This is a genomic window from Paraburkholderia sp. BL27I4N3 (genome assembly GCF_003386115.1).
GTDB lineage: Bacteria > Pseudomonadota > Gammaproteobacteria > Burkholderiales > Burkholderiaceae > Paraburkholderia.
This window is the reverse complement of sequence record NZ_QREJ01000001.1, coordinates 2,901,232-2,921,175: the sequence shown is the minus strand read 5'-3', so window position 1 is coordinate 2,921,175 and position 19,944 is coordinate 2,901,232. Positions and strand designations below refer to the sequence as shown.

General features: G+C 62.9%; 18 protein-coding genes. 12 read left to right on the top strand and 6 right to left on the bottom strand.

Annotated features, from left to right (window positions below):
- Window positions 1-74: 74 nt before the first annotated feature.
- A complete protein-coding gene (locus B0G71_RS13355) occupies window positions 75-446 on the bottom strand; it encodes a cupin domain-containing protein (protein ID WP_012432544.1) in 372 nt (123 codons plus the stop codon).
- Window positions 447-658: 212 nt separating this feature from the next.
- Between B0G71_RS13355 and B0G71_RS13350 the strand changes: the two genes are divergently transcribed.
- On the top strand, window positions 659-2,086 hold the full coding sequence (locus tag B0G71_RS13350) for an aldehyde dehydrogenase family protein (RefSeq protein WP_116142359.1): 1,428 nt from the start codon (window positions 659-661) through the stop codon (window positions 2,084-2,086).
- A 23-nt stretch (window positions 2,087-2,109) separates the two neighbouring features.
- Here the strand turns inward: B0G71_RS13350 and B0G71_RS13345 are convergent, their stop codons facing one another.
- Complete coding sequence (locus B0G71_RS13345; protein ID WP_116142358.1) at window positions 2,110-3,060, bottom strand: LysR substrate-binding domain-containing protein; 951 nt, start codon at window positions 3,058-3,060, stop codon at window positions 2,110-2,112.
- A 118-nt stretch (window positions 3,061-3,178) separates the two neighbouring features.
- Here B0G71_RS13345 and B0G71_RS13340 point away from each other — a divergent pair, with 118 nt between their 5' ends.
- Entirely contained in the window at window positions 3,179-4,351 is a 1,173-nt protein-coding gene (locus B0G71_RS13340) for a M20 aminoacylase family protein (RefSeq protein WP_116142357.1), read from the top strand.
- Between the two features lie 67 nt (window positions 4,352-4,418).
- Complete coding sequence (locus B0G71_RS13335; RefSeq protein ID WP_116142356.1) at window positions 4,419-5,780, top strand: MFS transporter; 1,362 nt, start codon at window positions 4,419-4,421, stop codon at window positions 5,778-5,780.
- 851 nt (window positions 5,781-6,631) lie between these two features.
- Here B0G71_RS13335 and B0G71_RS13330 read toward each other — a convergent pair.
- Window positions 6,632-7,885, bottom strand: coding sequence for an MFS transporter (locus B0G71_RS13330; RefSeq protein ID WP_116142355.1), 1,254 nt, complete (start codon window positions 7,883-7,885; stop codon window positions 6,632-6,634).
- A complete protein-coding gene (locus tag B0G71_RS13325; protein ID WP_116142354.1) occupies window positions 7,882-8,862 on the bottom strand; it encodes a PRC-barrel domain-containing protein in 981 nt (326 codons plus the stop codon). The genes B0G71_RS13330 and B0G71_RS13325 overlap by 4 nt, the downstream gene beginning before the upstream one ends.
- A gap of 450 nt (window positions 8,863-9,312) precedes the next feature.
- Here B0G71_RS13325 and B0G71_RS13320 point away from each other — a divergent pair, with 450 nt between their 5' ends.
- The 4 genes from B0G71_RS13320 (at window position 9,313) to B0G71_RS13305 (ending at window position 12,518) form a co-directional block, all read left to right on the top strand.
- Complete coding sequence (locus tag B0G71_RS13320) at window positions 9,313-10,695, top strand: NCS2 family permease (RefSeq protein ID WP_116116550.1); 1,383 nt, start codon at window positions 9,313-9,315, stop codon at window positions 10,693-10,695.
- 277 nt (window positions 10,696-10,972) lie between these two features.
- Window positions 10,973-11,398, top strand: coding sequence for a helix-turn-helix transcriptional regulator (locus tag B0G71_RS13315; protein ID WP_106285950.1), 426 nt, complete (start codon window positions 10,973-10,975; stop codon window positions 11,396-11,398).
- Entirely contained in the window at window positions 11,395-11,733 is a 339-nt protein-coding gene (locus B0G71_RS13310; protein ID WP_258875586.1) for an SRPBCC domain-containing protein, read from the top strand. Before B0G71_RS13315 ends, B0G71_RS13310 begins: the two co-directional genes overlap by 4 nt.
- 47 nt (window positions 11,734-11,780) lie before the next feature.
- Window positions 11,781-12,518, top strand: coding sequence for a thioredoxin family protein (locus tag B0G71_RS13305; RefSeq protein WP_116142353.1), 738 nt, complete (start codon window positions 11,781-11,783; stop codon window positions 12,516-12,518).
- A gap of 121 nt (window positions 12,519-12,639) precedes the next feature.
- Here B0G71_RS13305 and B0G71_RS13300 read toward each other — a convergent pair whose 3' ends face one another.
- Window positions 12,640-12,822 (bottom strand): hypothetical protein, encoded by a 183-nt coding sequence (locus B0G71_RS13300; protein WP_116142352.1) that lies wholly within the window; start codon window positions 12,820-12,822, stop codon window positions 12,640-12,642.
- Window positions 12,823-12,931: 109 nt separating this feature from the next.
- Entirely contained in the window at window positions 12,932-13,837 is a 906-nt protein-coding gene (locus B0G71_RS13295) for an NAD-dependent epimerase/dehydratase family protein (protein WP_116148577.1), read from the bottom strand.
- A gap of 106 nt (window positions 13,838-13,943) precedes the next feature.
- Here B0G71_RS13295 and B0G71_RS13290 point away from each other — a divergent pair, with 106 nt between their 5' ends.
- The 5 genes from B0G71_RS13290 to B0G71_RS13270 all read left to right on the top strand — a co-directional run bounded on the left by B0G71_RS13290 (window position 13,944) and on the right by B0G71_RS13270 (window position 19,849).
- Window positions 13,944-14,840: a LysR family transcriptional regulator gene (locus B0G71_RS13290; protein ID WP_116142351.1), complete on the top strand. Its 897-nt coding sequence runs from the start codon at window positions 13,944-13,946 to the stop codon at window positions 14,838-14,840.
- A 372-nt stretch (window positions 14,841-15,212) separates the two neighbouring features.
- Window positions 15,213-16,736 (top strand): histidine ammonia-lyase, encoded by a 1,524-nt coding sequence (gene hutH, locus B0G71_RS13285; RefSeq protein WP_116142350.1) that lies wholly within the window; start codon window positions 15,213-15,215, stop codon window positions 16,734-16,736.
- Between the two features lie 25 nt (window positions 16,737-16,761).
- The gene (gene hutC / locus B0G71_RS13280) at window positions 16,762-17,457 is read left to right on the top strand and encodes a histidine utilization repressor (protein WP_012432558.1); all 696 of its coding nucleotides are present in this window, start codon (window positions 16,762-16,764) and stop codon (window positions 17,455-17,457) included.
- 62 nt (window positions 17,458-17,519) lie between these two features.
- Window positions 17,520-19,208, top strand: a complete 1,689-nt coding sequence (hutU, locus tag B0G71_RS13275) for a urocanate hydratase (RefSeq protein ID WP_012432559.1) — start codon at window positions 17,520-17,522, stop codon at window positions 19,206-19,208.
- Between the two features lie 17 nt (window positions 19,209-19,225).
- Window positions 19,226-19,849 carry a HutD family protein gene (locus B0G71_RS13270; protein ID WP_116148575.1) on the top strand — a complete coding sequence of 208 codons (624 nt, stop codon included), beginning with the start codon at window positions 19,226-19,228 and terminating at the stop codon, window positions 19,847-19,849.
- Window positions 19,850-19,944: the final 95 nt, after the last annotated feature.

Genomic DNA, 19,944 nt, shown 5'->3' with positions numbered 1-19,944 from the left:
TTTCTGGGGCATAAAAAACCGCATCTTGAAGAATGCGGTTTTCGACGAAGCGGCAATGCAATGCAGTACTCGAATCAACCGCAGTACACGATGCTGTACTTCTTGGTCGCCACCGGCATATGCCACGTGCCCGAGAAGCCTTTGTGCAGGATGAAGGCGTCGCCGGCGGCATAGCGTTCGCTGCGGCCGTCGTCGCTGGTGATCACGACTTCGCCTTCGATCAGCACGCACACTTCGTGAATGGGCAGGTCGGCCAGCTTCAGCGTGCCCGCATCGCATTGCCATACGCCGGCGGACAACATGTTGGTGGCGTCGGAGTAAGCGTTGAGGGCGTGCGGTGCCTTGGCGCCGTCGAGAATGACGTCGGCCGGATCGTGCAGCGCCGGGTTCAGACCGGAAGCGCCAGGGCCTTTAGCGTCGATGCGGGTGAAAGTAATGTTGCTCATGTGTCTCTCCTGGTTGATTGGATCGAAGTCGCACTCGTTGAGACGAGGCGAAAAATGGATTCGAAGCCGGAGTCTGAGCCAAAGCTGCGTAGCGATGAATTTCGATTTGAAGACATTCAGATTGAGCGGCGTCGATGTATAGCAGGCGATGCCGCCGCGGGTGCGATTTGCTCCGCGTCTGACCTGAAACTTTCATATAGAGGACAAGCCCCATGCAACACGCCAAGCAGTTTTATATCGACGGTCAGTGGGTCGACCAGGCCAACGCGGCCACGCTCGATGTAATCGATCCGTCCGCCGCTGCCGCGTTTGCGCAGATTTCGCTCGGCAGTGCGGCGGATGTCGATCGCGCCGTCGCGGCGGCGAAGCGCGCGTTTCCCGCCTACAGCGAGACGACGATCGCGCAACGCATCGACTTGCTGCAAGCGATCCTCGACGTCTATCGCAAGCGCTATGACGACATGGTGCATGCAATCAGCCGCGAGATGGGCGCACCGCTGCAGTACGCGAACGACGCGCAAGCCTGGACCGGCGTCGCGCATCTGGAAACCATGATCCGCACGCTCGATACCTTCGAGTTCGAGTACGTGAAGAGCGGCATTCTGATCCGCAAGGAAGCGGTCGGCGTGTGCGGGCTGATTACGCCGTGGAACTGGCCGGCCTTGCAGATCACCACCAAGGTCGCGCCCGCGCTCGCGGCCGGCTGCACGATGGTGCTCAAGCCTTCGGAACTGGCGCCGCTGTCGGCCATTATCTTCGCCGAGATTCTCGACGAAGCGGGCGTGCCGGCCGGCGTGTTCAACCTCGTGAACGGCGAAGGCCGCACCGTGGGCGAAGCGATGTCGTCGCATCCGGATATCGACATGATGTCGTTCACCGGTTCCACGCGCGCGGGCGTGCAAGTCGCGAAGGCCGCGGCGGATACGGTCAAGCGCGTGCATCAGGAACTGGGCGGCAAATCGGCCAACCTGATTCTCGAAGACGCCGATCTGAAAGAAGCCGTGATGCGCGGCACGCGCGCGTGTTTCGACAACAGCGGCCAGTCGTGCGATGCGCCCACGCGGATGTTCGTGCCGCGTGCGCGCGAAGCCGAAGCACTCGCCTATGCGAAAGAAGCCGCGCAAGCGCTGACCGTCGGTCCCGCGGATGCGAAGGGCACGGACCTCGGCCCCGTGATCAGCGAACAGCAGTTCGACAAGATCCAGCGGCTGATCGGCGTCGGCATCGAAGAGGGCGCGGCGCTGGTGGCCGGCGGCGCGGGCCGCCCCGAAGGATTGAAGGACGGCTACTTCGTGCGTCCGACGGTATTCGGCAAGGTCACGCCCGACATGACGATCGCGCGCGAGGAAATCTTCGGGCCGGTGCTGTCGATCCTCGCCTACGACTCCGAAGACGAAGCGATCGCCATGGCCAACGACAGTCTCTACGGTCTCGCAGGCTACATCCAATCCGGCTCGATCGAGCACGCGCGTGCGGTGGCGAAGCGCCTGCGCACCGGCACGATCTATCTGAACTACGCGGACTACAACCCCGAGGCGCCGTTCGGCGGCTTCAAGCAATCGGGCAATGGCCGCGAGTATGGTGAGTTCGGTCTGGAGGACTTTCTGGAGATCAAGGGCGTGGTCGGTTACGAGGCTTGAATCTCTACCGCGCGGCGAAATAACTAAAGCAGCAGCTCGATCGAATGAAACAGCCGGCGCTGCTCGGGCTCTTGCGAGCGCGCCCCTTCGTCGATCACTTCACGCAGGCATTCGAGAAAGCACGCGGCCGCCGGACTCGTCGGCGCGCCGCGGCGTGAGGTGATGCTGACGATGGTTTCATCGACCGTCTCGCGCAGCGGCAGCGCCCACAACTGCTCCTTCGCGAGCGTCACTTCGACGAGCGGCCACGGAAAAATGCTGAGCATGTCCGTGTGTGCAAGCAAACCGAGTACGACCGCCAGCGAATGCGCGAGCAGAATGGTATGCGGCACCTGCATGCCGCGCTTGCGGAACACATTGTCCGAAATCGACTCGCGACTCGCCGGGTCCCAGTTCAATATCCACTCCGCGTCTTCCAGTTCGAGCAGCGTGCGGCAACCGGCCTTGGGATGATCGCGCCGCGCGACCACGGCCGAATGCGTGGAAAACAGCGGTACGTTGTGAAACTCCGATTGCGGCGACGCCGGTGGCGGGCGGCCGATTGAAAAGTCCAGGCTGCCGTCGCGCAAACGCGGCTGAACGACCGCCAGCAAACCTTCGAAGAACTCCAGTTGCACTTCCGGCATGCGCTGCCGGAAGCGCTGCACTGCGGGCGGCAGAAACGTCAACGCGACCCATGGCGTGACGCCGATCGACAGTTTGCCGGCCGCTGCGCCGCGAAGTGCTTCGATCTCCGCTTGCGCCCGCTGCAGTTGCCCCAACACCAGGCGCGCATGCACGACCAGCGCGCGACCGAACTCGGTAAACGCGACGCCGCTCGCGCTGCGTACCACCAGCGGCGCTTGCAGATCGGCTTCCAGTTCGCGCATCGCCTTGGTCACGGCGGCGGGCGACAGGTCGAGCGAACGGGCCGCGGCCCGGATACTTCCAGTATCGGCAATGGCCGCTAAGGTGCTGAGCTGATGCAGTTTCATCTGACAAGGCGGGCGGTGAGGTGGCAACCACGAGTTGCTGCCGCAACGATTCTACGCCTGCCACTGGAATTTCGGCATCGTTATGCTGGGTTCACGCTTTCAATGACGGAGACACGACGTGAACACCATGGCCATTCCGGCGGGCATCGCCGAACTCGAAGACGAAATGATCGCGCTGCGCCGCCAGATCCACGCGCATCCCGAGTTGGCTTACGAAGAGTTCGCCACCGGCGACCTGGTCGCCGAACGTCTGCAGGAGTGGGGCTACACCGTGCATCGCGGGCTGGGTCAGACAGGCGTTGTCGGTCAGTTGAAAGTCGGCGATGGCGCACGCAAGCTAGGGCTGCGCGCCGACATGGACGCATTGCCGATTCACGAAACCACCGGTCTGCCGTACGCGAGCAAGCTGCCCGGCAAGATGCACGCATGCGGACACGACGGCCACACGGCCATGCTGCTTGCCGCCGCCAAACACCTGGCGCAGGAAAAGTGCTTCAACGGTACGTTGAATCTGATTTTTCAGCCTGCCGAAGAGGGCTTGGCCGGCGCGAAGAAAATGCTCGAGGACGGCCTGTTCGACAAGTTTCCGTGCGACGCGGTGTTCGCGATGCACAACATGCCGGGCTATCCGACCGGCAAGTTCGGTTTCCTGCCGGGCTCGTTCATGGCTTCGTCGGATACGGTGATCATCAAGGTGACCGGGCGTGGCGGTCATGGCGCGGTGCCGCATAAGGCCGTCGATCCGGTGGTGGTGTGCGCGCAGATCGTGCTGGCCTTGCAGTCCATCGTGTCGCGCAATATCGCGCCGCTCGACATGGCGATCATCACCGTCGGCGCGATTCACGCGGGCGAAGCGCCGAACGTGATTCCAGAAACCGCCGAGATGCGCCTTTCCGTGCGCGCATTGAAACCCGAGGTTCGCGATTATCTGCAGGAACGCATCACGGCGGTGGCTTGCGCTCAGGCGGCCGTGTTCGGCGCGCAGGCGCACGTGGACTATCAGCGTCGCTATCCAGTGCTCGTCAACGATATGGCCATGACCGGGCTCGCGCGGCAAGTCGCGCTCGACTGGCTCGGCGACGACGGCCTGATTGCCGACATGCAACCGCTCACCGGCAGCGAAGACTTTGCGTTTCTGCTCGAGCGTTGCCCCGGCAGCTACCTGATCATCGGCAATGGCGACGGCGAGGGCGGTTGCATGGTCCACAACCCTGGCTACGATTTCAACGACGCTTGCCTCGCCACCGGCGCCGCCTACTGGGTGAGGCTCGCGCAGACGTTTCTGGCCTGAGGCCGCAGCGTTTGCATAAGCGGGCAAAACCGCCGCGCATTAGCAGGAAGACATCAAGGAGACACAGATGGACTATTCCGCCGCACCGCAATCCGCCGGCACCGACGCGTTGAGCATGCAGAGCACGCCGGCCGCGCAGCCTGTCGAACGTACGAGCCACGCCAAGGCGATTGCCGCGATCACGCTCGGCAACGGCCTCGAGTTTTTCGACTTCACGATTTACAGCTTCTTCGCGACGATCATCGGCAAACTGTATTTCCCGGTGGAAGGGCAACTCGCGCAACTGATGCTGGCGGTCGGCACGTTCGGCGTCGGTTTCATCATGCGGCCGGTGGGCGGCATCGTGCTTGGCGCGTATGCGGACCGCGCGGGCCGCAAGGCCGCGATGAGTCTCACGCTGTGGCTGATGACGCTGGGCTCCGCGATCATCGCGTTTGCGCCGACGTATGCGGCGATCGGGGTTGCCGCGCCGTTGCTCGTGATTCTCGCGCGATTGATTCAGGGATTTGCTTTGGGGGGTGAGGTCGGTGCGTCGACGTCGTTGTTGCTGGAGTATGGAAGCAATAAGACGCGTGGGTTCTACGGCAGTTGGCAGTTCGTGAGCCAAGGTTTGAATACGGTGTGCGGGTCGTTGTTGGGCGTCGCGTTGGCGGCGGCGCTCTCGACCGCGGCGCTGGAGAGTTGGGGGTGGCGTGTGCCGTTCGTGATCGGCATGGCCATGGGGCCGATTGGGATCTATATCCGGCGGCATCTGAATGAGACGCTGCCTGGTGTGGAAGATGGCGCGGCGGGTTCGCAGCCAGGTTCACAGCCTGCCTCGCAGCCGGTGCGCAAGTTGTTTCGCGACCATTCGCGCGTGATCACGACGGGTGTGTTGACGACGATCGGTGGGACCGCGGCTAACTACATCGTGCTGTTTTATCTGTCGACCTACGCGATCAGGATTTTGCATTTGCCGATGTCGTCGGCGCTCTGGGCTGCGTGGACCGCTGCCGTGGTGACGGTGATCTGTTCGCCGTTCGCCGGCGCGTTGTCCGATCGCGTTGGGCGCAAGCGTGTCTTGTGGATTTCGCGCGTGTTGCTGATTGTGGCGGTGTATCCGGCGTTCATGATGATCAATGCTTCGCCTACGGTGCCGGTTCTGTTGTCCGTGGTCGCCGGATTGGCCGTGCTTGTTGCTTTTACTGCTGTGCCTAATATCGTTATGTTGCCGGAGATGTTTCCTCGCGAGATTCGTGCTACCGGGATGTCGATTGTCTATTGCCTCGGGGTTTCTATCTTTGGTGGGTTTGCACAGTTTTTCGCTACGTGGTTGATCCAGATTTCTGGCAGCAACCTCGCGCCGGCTTGGTATCTGATTGGGTGCGGGGTGGTTTCTTTGTTGCCGTTGCCGTTTATGCGGGAGACCGCGGGGCAGGATATTGGTTAGGTTTTTTGCCGGCGTGGCGGGTTGGGGTGTGTTCTCGCTGGTGTTGGCCTTTCCGTGCTTTGTTAGCGGTCTATTAGCGTTGCCCCTGTGCGGGGCGGCACTTACTTCTCTTTGCCGACCGCAAAGAGAAGTAAGCAAGAGAAAGCGGCTCACACCGCTAATTCTTAAGCGGGTCCCCCGCACAGATGCGGTAGTGGCACATCTGGAATCTGTGTTCTCGCACATTCCGCTTTCGTGACAAAGCGCTCATTCTTCCGGCGGCGCTGCGCGCGCCGTCGCGGTCGTTCAGTACCGTTGACGGCTTTGCGGTTGAGCGTCTCGTCGAGACGTTGGCAGTTTTCTCGCGGGCAACTCTTAGGGCGCGCGGTCGGAATGTCTATTTGTGCGTGACCCTTCAAACTGCCATTTTTTGCTGCCTCGTCTACTCTTTCAACGTGGTACCGGCCGCCCCCCGCGCGGATAATGCAGGAATCCATACAAACCGATCACGCGTCATCGGATGCAAACACCGCGCCGATCGAAAAACAGTGGACCAACCTCGAGCGGCTCGCAGCTGAAGCACCGCGACGGCGCGCGTAGCGCCGCCGGAAGAATGAGCGCCTTGTCACTGACGCGGAGTGCGCGAGAACACGGATTCCAGATGCTCCACTACCGCGACTGTGCGGAGGACCCGCTTAAGAATTAGCGGTGTGAGCCGCTTTCTCTTGCTTACTTCTCTTTGCGGCCGGCAAAGAGAAGTAAGTGCCGCCCCGCACAGGGGCAACGCTAATAGGCCACTAACAAAGCAAGGAAAGGCCAACACCCGCGAGAACACAACCAACCCGCCACGCCGGCAAAAAACCTAACCCCATTCACCGCACCGCCGACTCCCCCCCATCTGCCACCGGCGCTTCATCCTCGGCCGCGGCATCGCGGGTTTCGGGCATGGCCGCCCACACCAGCAAAACAGCCAACGCGCCAGCCGCAGCCAACCCAAAAAAACTGACAGCATTGCCGAAGCGATCGGCGATGAAACCCGCAGCGGTAGTACTCAACGTAGCCCCAATCCCGGCCGCCAGCCCAAACAACCCGATACAGAGGTTATAACGCCCCTTGCCGCCAGCCACATCGGCGGCAATCAACGGCAGCATCACGCCGAACACCGCGGCGCTCAACCCGTCGAGCATCTGCACCGGCACCAGCAAATAAGGGCTGCTGATTCCAGCAAACAACAACGCCCGTATCGGCAACGCTGAGAACCCGAGCAGCAGAATCGGCCGACGCCCCCATCGCTCGGCCGAACGTCCGACCCACGGCGACATCATCGCCACGATCGCCTGCGGCACGATGATGCACGCCGCGATCACGAGTTGCACGTTATCGCCCATGCCGGCCGTCACTTCGCCGGCCGCGAGATTCAGCATCGCCGCATTCGACAAATGAAACAGCACGATGCACGCCGCGAACAACAGCATCCGCTTGTCGCGCAGCAACTCGCGCAGACTCTCGCGCCGCTCGATCTGCTGCGGCGTCGGTCCGGCCTTGGGCAGCTCGACGGTGTCGGTGCGTTGAATCATCGTCAGCGCGAACAGCGCGGGCACGGCGAGCGCGGCGGTCAGCCAGAACACCGCGCGCGGCGAATAGTATTCGCCGAAGACGCCCATCAGCCCGGCCGCGACCGCGCTGCCGATCGACGCCCAGCGCGCGTTGCGCCCCAGCCGGTCGCCGAGATTCGCCCGTCCCACCAGCGCGAACGAGATCGCGGCGAGCGCCGGCGTCAGCATGCAACTCGCGAAGCCGTGAAAGACTTCGGCGGCGATCACCGGCAGCACCGTCGGACTGACGGCGAGCAGCACCGCGCTCAGGATGATCGCGACGATCGCCCAGGCCGCGGCGCCTTTCTTGTTGCGCAAGGCATCGACAGCGGCGCCGCCGGGCACCTGGCTCACCATCGCGCTGATGGTGCCTACGGAGAGCGCCATGCCGATCTCGCCCTGCGTCCATTTATGCGAGGCGAGATAGGAGGCGATGAACGGTCCAAATCCCGTTTGCACGTTGGCGACGAAAAAATTCAGCCAATCGAGCGCGCGCAAGCTGCGCGCCGTTACCAGAGTGCGGCCTGTCATCGGGCCGCCCGTGCGTTGGACACCGCCGTGGACGTAGCCGCGGCGGCCGGCGCCACCGCAGCGGCGGGCACGGAAGCAGGAGCGGGCGACGGTGGTGGCGCCGGCGACACCGCGCGTATCGGTTTGTCGCTCGCGTAAGGCGGTGTCGCGTTGATCTGCGCATCGCTCAGATCGATGAGCGGATGCAATTCCTTGTCCTTCGTGACGAAACGCAGCGCCGACCAGTTGGCGGCAATCGTGCGCCGTTCGGTGCTGACCATGCCGTTGACGTCGAGCACGACCGCCTGCGGTTGCGCGTTGGCGTCGATCAGCACGTCGATCACGCGGCCGACCTTGGCGCCGTTCGAGCGCTCGACAGTGGCGTCGATCAGCGGCAATTGCACGGCAGCCGCGGCCGCCTTGGCCGCGTTCGCCGGAACCGCGGCGGCATTGAGCGTAATGGGAGCGGTTTTCGCCGCTGGCGTGAAGCGGAATGCGTTCCACGGAAAGGTCACCTTGCGGTCGCCGACACCCAGGAAGCCTTGCAGGTTCACGACCATCTCGCGCGGCTTGCCGCCGGCGTCCGCGATCAGATCGACCGCGCGCCCGACCACCTTGCCATCTGGCTTTCGCACTTCGCTATCGAGCAGCGCGTGCGCCTCATTGCGCTCGATGGTGCGCAGCACGATCAGCGGCGGGGGCGGCGGTGGAGGCGGCGGAGGCGTCGTGACAACAGGCGGCGGGGGCTCGACTTTGTGCGGCTTGACGACCGGCTTCTTCGGCCTTTTCGATTGCTCGGGTTCGGCCGCCTCGGTCTCGACAGGCTCGGGCGCGGAGGCGGCCACGGGCGCGCTGGCGGGCTCGACGGGCATCACCGTGGCTTCGACAATCGGCGCCTGCTGCGGGCCCCACAGCAGGCTGCAACCGGACAGCGCGAACAGCGCGAACACAGCGAGAAGCAAGAGACGCCAGGCAGGACGCGAAAAACCGCCGCTCATCAAGAAAGACTCCATGGGCCGGTGCGGTCGGGCGCAGTGGGCCGCCGCAGTTAGACAGGTACGGGCCAGAGTGTAACCCGCGGCGTCGGGCGGCCCCGGTTTGCAGGCGATCTGACAGGTTGCCCCAAGCACGGTTTGTGCCGCGGCTGGCCGATTGACCGGCTCGTCGAACTCCGTTTTCAGGCGTGAAAACCCTCAAAAGCCTTTCAGATCTATGTGACCCACCGTAGGTGTAAACGAGCGGGCCGCGAAGCTGCTTTGGCGTCCGCTAAAGGATATAAGCATCGCGACATGTCAGGCATGCCATCCATGCGATGGGAGATATATTTGTGTTGCCCTACATTTCGAGACAGCAGAGAGACTCACCCACATTAAACCAACGCAACGAGACGACCCTGATGGCGGCCGCACCGCGACCGCTTCAGCACGCTGATAAAGGAGGCACTCATCATGATGGAACCCCACGCCCAACCGATTTCTGACGTCGGCGCCGAATCATTCGACGGAAAGGGCTTTCTCGACCGCTACTTTGAAATCTCTTCACGCGGCAGTTCGCAGCGCCAGGAAATCGTCGCGGGTATCACGACCTTCCTCGCGATGGTCTATTCCGTGTTCGTCGTGCCGGGCATGTTCGGCAAAGCGGGCTTCGACACCAGCGCGGTGTTCGTCGCCGTGTGTCTGACCACGGCGTTCGGCTCGCTGCTGATGGGCGTATGGGCGCGCCTGCCGATCGCGATCGGCTGTGCGATTTCGCTGACCGCGTTCACCGCGTTCGGCCTCGTGCTTGGCAAGGGTCTGCATCCGAACGTCGCGCTCGGCGCGGTGTTTCTGATGGGCGTGGTGTTCACCGCGATTTCGGTGACGGGTGTGCGTTCGTGGATTCTGCGCAATCTGCCGACGGGCATTGCGCACGGCACGGGGATCGGCATCGGCTTGTTTCTGTTGCTGATCGCCGCCAACGACGTGGGTCTCGTGGTGAAGAATCCGGGCGCGGGTTTGCCGGTTGCGCTCGGCAATATCACGGCGCTGCCGGCCATCATGTCGGTGGCGGGTCTCGCGGCCATCTTCGGTCTGGTGCGCCGCCGCGTGCCGGGCTCGATCCTGATCGTGATCGTGGCGATTTCGGCGATCGCCTTCGTGATCGATCCGGCCATGTCGTTTCACGGCGTGTTCGCGGTGCCGTCGCTGAGCGCGCCGGGTCACGCTTCGCTGATCGGTGCGATGGACATCAAGGGCGCGTTGTCCATGGCCGTGCTGCCTAGCGTGCTGGCCCTCGTGATGACCGCGGTGTTCGACGCTACGGGCACGATCCGCGCCGTTGCAGGACAAGCGGGGCAACTCGATGAAAACGGCCGCATCATCAACGGTGGCCGCGCCTTGACGGCCGACTCGCTGAGCTCGATTTTCTCGGGCCTGCTCGGCGGCGCGCCGGCTGCCGCGTATATCGAATCGACGGTCGGCGTGGCGGCAGGCGCGAAGACCGGCATGGCCGCGGCGGTGGTCGGTCTGCTGTTCCTCGTGGTGATGTTCTTCTCGCCGCTCGCCGCCCTCGTGCCTTCGTATGCAACGGCGCCCGCGCTGATGTACGTGGGTCTGCTGATGCTTTCGAACGTCAGCAAGCTGCATATGGACGACATGGTCGACGCCATGTCGGGCCTGATGTGCGCGGTGTTCATCGTGCTGACCGCCAACATCGTGACGGGCATCATGCTCGGCTTCGCGACGCTGGTGATCGGCCGCGTGGTCAGCGGCGAATATCGCAAGCTGAACGTGGGCACGGTTGTCATCGCGATCGTGCTGGTCGGTTTCTATCTCGGCGGCTGGGCGATCTGATCGTTATGTCGTGAACTCGGGTGCTGCCCGGGTCTCGCCGGGTGCAGTATCGGACTGTTGAATCTGTGCTGGAAAGCGAGAGCAGGGCGGTGCGTTTCTGGCTGCTTTGCTTGAGCCCGTAGTCGTTTGTTCTCCACCTTTGACGCGGCGCGTTGCAGGCTTGATCTGCGGCGCGCCGCGTATCTTTTTGCCGTGCTCCCCACTTTACGTTTCGCGGGTTTTACGAAGACGCGCACCTGTCCTTGACTTTACTTGCTTCGTTTCTATACTTAACCTCATGGTTAAGTTTAACGAAGCGCTACTGGATCGCACCTTTGCCGCGCTGTCCGACCCGACACGGCGTGCGTTGCTCGCGCGTCTGTCGTCGAAAGATCTGTCGGTCAGCGAACTCGCCGAGCCGTTTGCGATGTCCTTGCCCGCTGTGATGAAACACCTCGACGTGTTGAGCGAGGCGGGTCTCATCACGCGCAGCAAAACCGGCCGCACAGTGGCGTGCCGCCTGTCCGCCGGGCCCATGGAAGAAGCCATGGAATGGCTCGGCCGCTATCAACGCTTCTGGTCCGAATCACTCGATCGTCTTGCCGCTTTCGTCGAAGAGGAACAAGCTCCATGTCCACCCAGCCCAGCCTCACCCTCCAGCGGCGGCTCAACGCCGCGCCCGCCAAAGTCTTCCGCGCCTGGACGGAACCGGCGCAATTCATGACGTGGATGCATCCGGGCGGAGCGGACGTGGTGCGCGTGGAAATGGATGTGCGCGTCGACGGACGTTACGCGATCGTCTATCGCAAGCCGGACGGTAACGAGGTCGAGGTCGGCGGTGTGTATCTGGAGGTGGTGCAAGACCGCAAACTCGTTTTCACATGGGTGTGGCGCTACAACCCGGAGCATGAATCGCAGGTCACGCTGCTGCTGGAACCGGACGGCGACGCCACATGGCTCACGCTCACGCACGAACGTCTCGCCGACGACGCGCAGTGCGACGATCATCGCCGCGGCTGGGCCGATGGGATCGATTCGCTGGAACGCTACGTGGCGTGAGTTCGTTTGTTGTCGTTAGTCTGCTCGATGCAGCAAAGGAGACGCATATGGAACCGCAACACCGTACGGGATCGAGAGAGGAATGGCTGAGCGCCAGCAAGGCATTGTTAGCCGAAGAGAAAGCGCACATGCGCGCGGGCGACGAACTCGCGCGCAAACGCCGCGCGCTGCCTTGGGTCAAGGTCGACAAGACGTATACGTTCGATACGCCGCAGGGCCGCAAGACGCTAGCCGATCTGTTCGATGGACGCAGCCAGTTGATCATTTATCACTTCATGTTTGGCGCGGACTGGGAAGAGGGCTGCGTCGGCTGCTCGTTCCTGTCGGATCACATGACGGGGATCGTCACGCATCTGGAGCATCACGATGTATCGTACGTGACGGTGTCGCATGCGCCGCTCGCGAAGATCGAGGGTTTCAAAAAACGCATGGGCTGGACCTTCCCGTGGGTGTCATCGGCCGGCAGCGATTTCAATTTCGACTATCACGTGTCGTTCACGCCCGAACAGTTGGAGAGCAAGAATGCGTTCTACAACTTCACCGAGCAGGACGTCGGCATCGACGAGCAACACGGCCATAGCGTGTTCTACAAAGACGGAAAGGGCGACGTATATCACACGTATTCCGTCTACGGACGCGGCGACGAACGCTTCATCAACACGTACGCGCATCTGGATGTCACGCCGAAGGGCCGCAATGAAGATCACAGTCTGACCGATTCGGTCAGACATCACGACCGCTATGAAGAGAAGCCGCAACGCGGCTGCGCCGCATGTGGTTCTTGATGGGGTGCAACGCCAGCCTCGATCTGCGCGGTTAGAGGGGGCCGTCAAACACCCTGGCGTCCCGCTTCGTAAAACAGCGCGAACATTTGTCGTGCCTTGATGGAACGGCTAGCGTCCAGTTTCAAAGCGACATGTCGAAGGCGGGCCTGAAAAACAGTTCGATCGCCATCACGACGAGTCCCATCGCGGCCGCTGACAACGTCAGTGTGCCGTATTCGTCGTAGCGTGCATCGTAGAGACACGCCACGACGAAGAGAATCGCCAGCAGATTAGTTAGCCAATCGAAATTCAGCGCCAAAGTCATCGATCAAATCCGGGCTCATGTGCGGCTCGGATTGTCGAATCGCACCATCAGGTGAGCGCGATTCTATCGAGTGGAGCTTACGGATTCGCAACGACAACGCTTACACTAATTACGCCCTGGCCATCATGTCGTGTTCGATCCAGTCGATCACCGACGTGCGCTTCGGTTCCCACCCGAGTAGCTTGCGGGCGCGTTCACCGCGCACGCGGCTATTCGAGCCGAGGCCGTACGAGGCCATTTCGTAGCCCCATTCCTTTTGCGCGTCTTCGAGCGGCCAGTCTTGCGGCTCGCCGAGCTTCATCGCGCGCGCAATCGCAGCGCTCATGTCGCGGAACGACGCCTCGCCGCTTTCGACGAAGTAGAAGGTACCCGCCGGCGTTTTGTCCAACGCGAGGCGATACAGTTCGGCGACATCGTCGATAAACACGTTCGACCAGATATTGCCGCCGCTGCCCACATGACGCACCACGCCGCTTTTCCGCGCCTGACGCACGAGGCGCGGCAGTTGCACGCTCGCGCTGCCCGGCACCGCGCCGTGGCCGTAGATCAGCGTGTTGCACAACACGGCCGAGCGGATATTCAGCTTGGCCGAATTGAGCACCAGCAGGTCGATCGCGACGCGCGCCACTTTGTCGGGAGTCGGCTCGGGCAGCGCGTCTTCGTGATAGATGCGCGCCTGACCCGCCTCGCCGCCCGACGCATCGCCGACGATGCTCGAACCGCTCGTATGCAGAAACGTTTTGCCGGAGCCGGCGAGTCCGTCGATCAGCGCCTTCACCGCGCCTTCATGATCGCTGCTCGCGGCGTTGATGACGGCGTCGGCGGCTTGCGCTTCGGCGATCAGCAACGCGCGGTCGTCGAGCGTGCCGATCACGGGTTCGATGCCGAGGCGTTGCAGCTCGGCGCTATGTTCGGGGTTGCGGATCAAACCGTGCACGGAATGGCCGGCGCGCACCAGATGCGCTGCAATCGAACCACCGATAAAACCGCTTGCACCTGTGATGAAAATCTTCAAGACGTTCTCCTTGATGAGAAACACGATGACATGCACGCAGTATCCGCCGACTTGATTCTCGCAAAAACCGTGTTAGTCTCAAATCAATCTTGATTTCAAATCAACAATGAAAACTTCGACGGACGAGTTGCTGGTGTTCGTCACGGTGATCGACAGCGGCTCGATCACCGCGGCCGCGGAGAAATTGAATCAAACCGTCTCCGGCGTGAGCCGCGCGCTCACGCGCCTCGAAAGGAAACTCGACACCGCGCTGGTGCGGCGCACGACGCGCCGTCTGCAACTCACCGAGGAGGGCGAGACCTTCCTGCAGCGCGCGCGAGCGATTCTGGACGCGATGGAAGAGGCCGAGGAGTCCGTCACGCGCGGACGCGCGCGGCCGTCGGGGCGGCTGCGTGTCGATGCGGCGTCGCCCTTCATGCTGCATTGCGTGGCGCCGCATATGACGGCGTTTTCGGCGCTGTATCCCGAGATCAGACTGGAGTTGACCAGTAACGAACGGATCGTGGACCTGCTGGAGCAGAAGGTGGATATCGCGATCCGCATCGGCGAATTGCAGGATTCGACCTTGCATGCGCGCGCGCTCGGCACCAGCAAGCTGCGCGTGCTCGCAAGTCCGGTGTATCTGGCCGAATACGGCGAGCCGAAATCGGTGGAAGCGCTGCGCGAACATCGGCTGATCGGCTTTACGGCGCCGGAGCATCTGAATCGCTGGCCGTTGCGGGAGGGGCGCAAGGGCGGCGCGGATTCGCTGAAGATCGAGCCGGCGATCACCGCCTCGAGCGGCGAGACATTGCGGCAACTGGCGCTATCGGGCTGGGGCATTGCCTGTCTCGCCGATTTCATGAGCGCGGCCGACGTGCGCGAAAAGCGTCTCGTGCCGATTCTCGGCAACGTGCTGGCGGACGAGCGGCAACGGGTGAGCGCGGTGTATTACCAGAGCGCGTCGCTGGCGGGGCGCGTGCAGTGCTTTCTGGATTTCATCGCGGCGCGCGTGAAGCTTTAGCGATGCTGTTTCATCACTAGTTCAATCAGCGAAAGCCTGCGGCTCGCCTGAGCGCGCGGGCTTTTTGCGTCGTCTCCAGTCGTCGCTTCTACAACGCTTTTATAGGCCCCGAAACGCGCGGTTTCTGGGCGAGATCTTTTTGTCCGCCTCGCGCCTGCCATTTTGAACGTGTATATACAAGCAGAAACGCGCGGGCGGTGGGAGCGCCATCCGCAATGCGCGGCGGCGGGAAATTACGGCAGGGGCAAGATCCACGCCAAGCTTGCGTTTCGCCCTAATGGAAACCCCTAGGCGAAATCCTCAAAAAACAAGTTGTATATACAAGCCGACGCCGCTAGACTTCTCTCAAATTGTATAGACAGGACGACAACCATGATGACTCTGAAGCCCGGCTACCTGACCCTCCCGCAACTGCGCCAGATCGCTCGCGAACATGTCGCGTTGCAGCTCGATCCCGCCAGCCACGCCGCGATCGACGCGTGCGCGAAAGCCGTGGCCGATATCGCCGCGAAGGGCGAGCCGGCCTACGGCATCAACACGGGCTTTGGGCGCCTCGCCAGCACGCACATCCCGCACGATCAACTCGAACTGCTGCAGCGGAATCTGGTGCTCTCGCATGCGGTCGGCGTGGGCGAGCCGATGTCGCGTCCGGTTGTGCGTCTGCTGATCGCGCAGAAGCTGTCGAGCCTCGGCCGCGGTCACTCGGGCATCCGCCGGGAAGTGATGGAAGCGCTGATCACGCTGTACAACGCCGACGTGCTGCCGGTCATTCCGGTGAAGGGGTCGGTCGGCGCATCGGGCGACCTCGCGCCGCTCGCGCATATGTCGGCCACGCTGCTCGGCGTCGGCGAAGTGTTCGCCAAGGGCGAGCGCATGCCGGCCACCGAAGGCCTCGCGCTCGTCGGCCTCAAGCCGCTCACGCTGCAAGCCAAGGAAGGTCTGGCGCTGCTGAACGGCACGCAAGCTTCGACCGCGCTCGCGCTCTACAACATGTTTGCGATCGAAGACCTGTACCGCACCGCGCTGGTGTCGGGCGCGTTGTCGGTGGACGCGGCCATGGGTTCGGTCAAGCCGTTCGACGCGCGCATTCACGAACTGCGCGGCCATCAAGGCCAGATCGATGCGGCCGGAGCCTACCGTTCGCTGCTGCAAGGCTCGGGCATCAACGTCTCGCACGCCGATTGCGACAAGGTGCAAGATCCGTACAGCCTGCGCTGCCAGCCGCAAGTGATGGGTGCGTGTCTGGATCAGATGCGCCACGCCGCCAACGTGCTGCTGCTGGAAGCGAACGCCGTCTCCGACAATCCGCTGATTTTCCCCGACACCGGTGAAGTGCTGTCGGGCGGTAACTTCCACGCAGAGCCGGTCGCGTTCGCCGCCGACAATCTCGCGCTCGCCGCCGCCGAAATCGGCGCACTGGCCGAACGCCGCATCGCGCTGCTGATCGACGCGACGCTGTCAGGTCTGCCGCCGTTCCTCGTGCGCGATGGCGGTGTGAATTCGGGCTTCATGATCGCTCACGTCACGGCGGCCGCGCTCGCTTCGGAGAACAAGACGCTGGCACATCCGGCATCGGTCGACTCGCTGCCTACGTCGGCGAACCAGGAAGACCACGTGTCGATGGCCACGTTCGCTGCGCGCAAGCTCGGCGACATTGCTGAAAACACCGCGAACATTCTGTCGATCGAACTGCTCGCCGCCGCGCAAGGCGTCGATCTGCGCGCGCCGCACAAGACCAGCCCGAACCTGCAGAAAGTGATGGACGCAGTGCGCAAGGATGTCGCGCATTACGAACTCGACCACTACTTCGCACCGGACATCGCGGCGGTCACGCGTCTCGTGCAGGACGGCACGATCGCGAAGCTGAGCCCGCTCTCCTTCGCGTCCGAACAGTAAGCAGCCAGCGAGGCACAGCAAGCCAATGAACGCACCGGCCTATCAGGGCATCAAGGACTTCATCCTCGCGCGCATTCATGCGGGTGAATGGGGTGAAGGCGACCAGGTGCCCTCCGAAAACGAGCTCGCGCGCGAATTCAACGTGGCGCGCATGACGGTCAACCGCGCGTTGCGCGAGCTGACCTCGGAGCAGGTGCTTACGCGCGTGCAAGGTTCGGGCACTTTCGTGGCCCGTCCCAAGTACGAATCGACGCTGGTGGCGATCCGCAGCATTTCCGACGAAATCGTCGCGCGCGGTCATCGCTATCAGGCCAACGTGCTGCACATCGGCGCGAGTATCGCCGACGAAGCGCTCGCCGAGGAAATGCAGGTGAGCGCGGGCAGTCCGGTGTTTCATTCGCGCGTGTTGCATTTCGAAAACGACGAGCCGGTGCAACTCGAAGAGCGCTGGGTCAATCCCGCGGTCGCTCCCGAGTACGCTTTGCAGGACTTCACGAACACCACGCCGAATCAGTATCTCGTGCGCGTCGCGCCGTTGCAGCGGGTCGAGTACCGCATCGAGGCATTGGCCGCCGATGGCGACACGCGCGAGTTGCTGACCATGGACGAACTCGAACCGTGCCTCGTGCTGCATCGGCGCACGTGGTCGCAAAGCCAGGTCGCTTCGATCGCGAATCTCTGGCACCCCGGCAGCCGTTATCGCTTCACCGGACATTTCTGACATCGCCGCTTTTGCCGTACCTGAATCTTTTTCGACCATCTTCAAGCATTCCGAGGGCCATCATGAACAACCCGAAACACATCGACCCGCGTCTCGATCCCACCCGCACGATCCGCGCACCGCGCGGCGCGGAGAAGACCTGCAAGACCTGGATTGCGGAAGCCGCGTACCGGATGATCCAGAACAATCTGGATCCGGAAGTCGCCGAGCATCCGCATGCGCTGGTCGTGTACGGCGGTATTGGACGTGCCGCGCGCAACTGGGATTGCTTCGATCAGATTCTCAAGTCGCTGAAGGATCTCGAAGAAAACGAAACGCTGCTGATTCAGTCGGGCAAGCCGGTCGGCGTGTTCCGCACGCATGCCGACGCGCCGCGCGTGCTGCTGGCGAATTCGAACCTGGTGCCGCATTGGGCAACGTGGGAACACTTCCACGAACTCGATCGCAAGGGCCTGATGATGTACGGCCAGATGACGGCGGGCAGCTGGATCTATATCGGCAGCCAGGGGATCGTGCAGGGCACCTACGAGACGTTCTTCTCGGTGGCGAACCAGCATTTCAACGGCGATCCTTCGGGCCGCTGGATTCTGACGGGCGGCCTGGGCGGCATGGGCGGCGCGCAACCGCTGGCGGCGACCATGGCCGGCTTCTCGATGATCGCGGTGGAATGCGACGAGACGCGCATCGACTTCCGTCTGAAGACGCGTTACGTGGACAAGAAAGCAGCCACCCTCGACGAGGCGCTCGCCATGCTCGAGGAAGCGAAGAAAGCAGGCAAGCCGGTGTCGATCGGCCTGCTCGGCAACGCAGCCGATGTGTTCGCTGAATGCGTGACCCGTGGCATCACGCCGGATTGCGTGACCGACCAGACCAGCGCGCACGATCCGATTCACGGTTATCTGCCGCAAGGCTGGAATGTCGAAGACTGGCGCGAGCGTCAGAAGACCGTGCCGGACAGCATCGTATTGCCGGCCAAGCAGTCGATGGCCAAGCAGGTGCAAGCCATGTTGACGCTGCAGGAACGCGGCGCCGCCACGCTCGACTACGGCAACAACATCCGTCAGATGGCGCTGGAAATGGGCGTGGAAAACGCGTTCGATTTCCCGGGTTTCGTGCCGGCGTATATCCGGCCGCTGTTCTGCGAAGGCAAGGGCCCGTTCCGCTGGGTCGCGCTGTCGGGCGATCCGGAAGACATCTACAAGACCGATGCGAAGGTCAAGGAACTGATCCCCGACGATCCGCATCTGCACAACTGGCTCGACATGGCGCGCGAACGGATCGCGTTCCAGGGCTTGCCGGCGCGGATCTGCTGGGTCGGCGTGAAGGACCGCTATCGTCTGGGCCAGGCGTTCAACGAAATGGTGAAGAACGGCGAACTGAAGGCGCCGATCGTGATCGGCCGCGATCACCTCGACACCGGTTCGGTGGCGAGCCCCAATCGCGAAACCGAATCGATGAAGGACGGCTCGGACGCGGTCAGCGACTGGCCGTTGCTCAACGCACTGCTGAATACGGCCGGTGGCGCTTCGTGGGTGTCGCTGCATCACGGCGGCGGTGTGGGCATGGGCTTCAGTCAGCACTCGGGCGTCGTGATCGTCGCTGACGGCACGGATGCGGCGAAGGAACGCCTTGGCCGCGTGCTGTTCAACGATCCGGCGACGGGCGTGATGCGTCACGCGGATGCGGGCTATGAGCTGGCGCAGGAAACGGCGCGCGAGGCAGGGCTGAATCTGCCGATGCTGGGCCGTTGAGCGTGGTGTTTCAAAGCATGCCTGCCGGCAACGGCGCAAGCCTCACGCTGATTCGCGGCGCCGACCTCGTGGCGGCGCCGTGGAAGAACGGCGGCGGCGTCACGCGTGAAGTGGCGGCGTTTCCCGCAGGCGCGGGACTCGATGCCTTCGTGTGGCGGGTGAGCGTGGCCGATGTGGCGCAAGCCGGGCCGTTCTCGCGCTTTGCCGGCATCGATCGCACGCTTGTGCTGTTGTCCGGCGCGGGCATGTTGCTCGATGAAGCGGGCGGCGCGCAGGGCATGCAAGGTGTGAAAACGCACGCGTTGACGCAAACGCTCGACATGGCTCGCTTCGCCGGCGAGGCGCAAATCGACGCGCGTCTGGTCGACGGCGCGACTCGCGACTTCAACCTGATGGTGCGGCGTGACGCGGCGCAGGGTGAGGTAGAAGTGTGGCGCGGCGCAACGCAACGCACGCTTTCCGCCGACGCGGTCCTGCTGTATTGCGCGGAAGGTTCAGTCTCGGTCACAGCAGGCGACGCTCAACCGCTGCCGCTCGCAGCCGGCGACACGCTGCGCATCGACACGCCGGGCGCGCTGTCATGCGCGGTTGAAGGCAAAGGCGCATTGCTCGCAATCAGCATCCGGTACACGCAACGATGACGACGATTCGCGTGCGTGCTCGCCGCCGCTTATGTCATGGCAGCCGCAGCTCGCGCACGCGAACCACCACAGACACGCAACAAGCTGCAAAGAGC

What these genes read in the sequence shown, in the direction of transcription:
- B0G71_RS13300 (WP_116142352.1), bottom strand. Translation starts at nt 12,822, where the DNA reads ATGACTTTGGCGCTGAATTTCGATTGGCTAACTAATCTGCTGGCGATT.
- B0G71_RS13270 (WP_116148575.1), top strand. Translation starts at nt 19,226, where the DNA reads ATGCCTGCCGGCAACGGCGCAAGCCTCACGCTGATTCGCGGCGCCGAC.
- hutC (WP_012432558.1), top strand. Translation starts at nt 16,762, where the DNA reads ATGAACGCACCGGCCTATCAGGGCATCAAGGACTTCATCCTCGCGCGC.
- B0G71_RS13355 (WP_012432544.1), bottom strand. Translation starts at nt 446, where the DNA reads ATGAGCAACATTACTTTCACCCGCATCGACGCTAAAGGCCCTGGCGCT.
- B0G71_RS13330 (WP_116142355.1), bottom strand. Translation starts at nt 7,885, where the DNA reads ATGACAGGCCGCACTCTGGTAACGGCGCGCAGCTTGCGCGCGCTCGAT.
- B0G71_RS13335 (WP_116142356.1), top strand. Translation starts at nt 4,419, where the DNA reads ATGGACTATTCCGCCGCACCGCAATCCGCCGGCACCGACGCGTTGAGC.
- B0G71_RS13325 (WP_116142354.1), bottom strand. Translation starts at nt 8,862, where the DNA reads ATGAGCGGCGGTTTTTCGCGTCCTGCCTGGCGTCTCTTGCTTCTCGCT.
- B0G71_RS13310 (WP_258875586.1), top strand. Translation starts at nt 11,395, where the DNA reads ATGACGTGGATGCATCCGGGCGGAGCGGACGTGGTGCGCGTGGAAATG.
- B0G71_RS13350 (WP_116142359.1), top strand. Translation starts at nt 659, where the DNA reads ATGCAACACGCCAAGCAGTTTTATATCGACGGTCAGTGGGTCGACCAG.
- B0G71_RS13320 (WP_116116550.1), top strand. Translation starts at nt 9,313, where the DNA reads ATGATGGAACCCCACGCCCAACCGATTTCTGACGTCGGCGCCGAATCA.
- B0G71_RS13345 (WP_116142358.1), bottom strand. Translation starts at nt 3,060, where the DNA reads ATGAAACTGCATCAGCTCAGCACCTTAGCGGCCATTGCCGATACTGGA.
- B0G71_RS13290 (WP_116142351.1), top strand. Translation starts at nt 13,944, where the DNA reads ATGAAAACTTCGACGGACGAGTTGCTGGTGTTCGTCACGGTGATCGAC.
- hutU (WP_012432559.1), top strand. Translation starts at nt 17,520, where the DNA reads ATGAACAACCCGAAACACATCGACCCGCGTCTCGATCCCACCCGCACG.
- B0G71_RS13315 (WP_106285950.1), top strand. Translation starts at nt 10,973, where the DNA reads ATGGTTAAGTTTAACGAAGCGCTACTGGATCGCACCTTTGCCGCGCTG.
- hutH (WP_116142350.1), top strand. Translation starts at nt 15,213, where the DNA reads ATGATGACTCTGAAGCCCGGCTACCTGACCCTCCCGCAACTGCGCCAG.
- B0G71_RS13305 (WP_116142353.1), top strand. Translation starts at nt 11,781, where the DNA reads ATGGAACCGCAACACCGTACGGGATCGAGAGAGGAATGGCTGAGCGCC.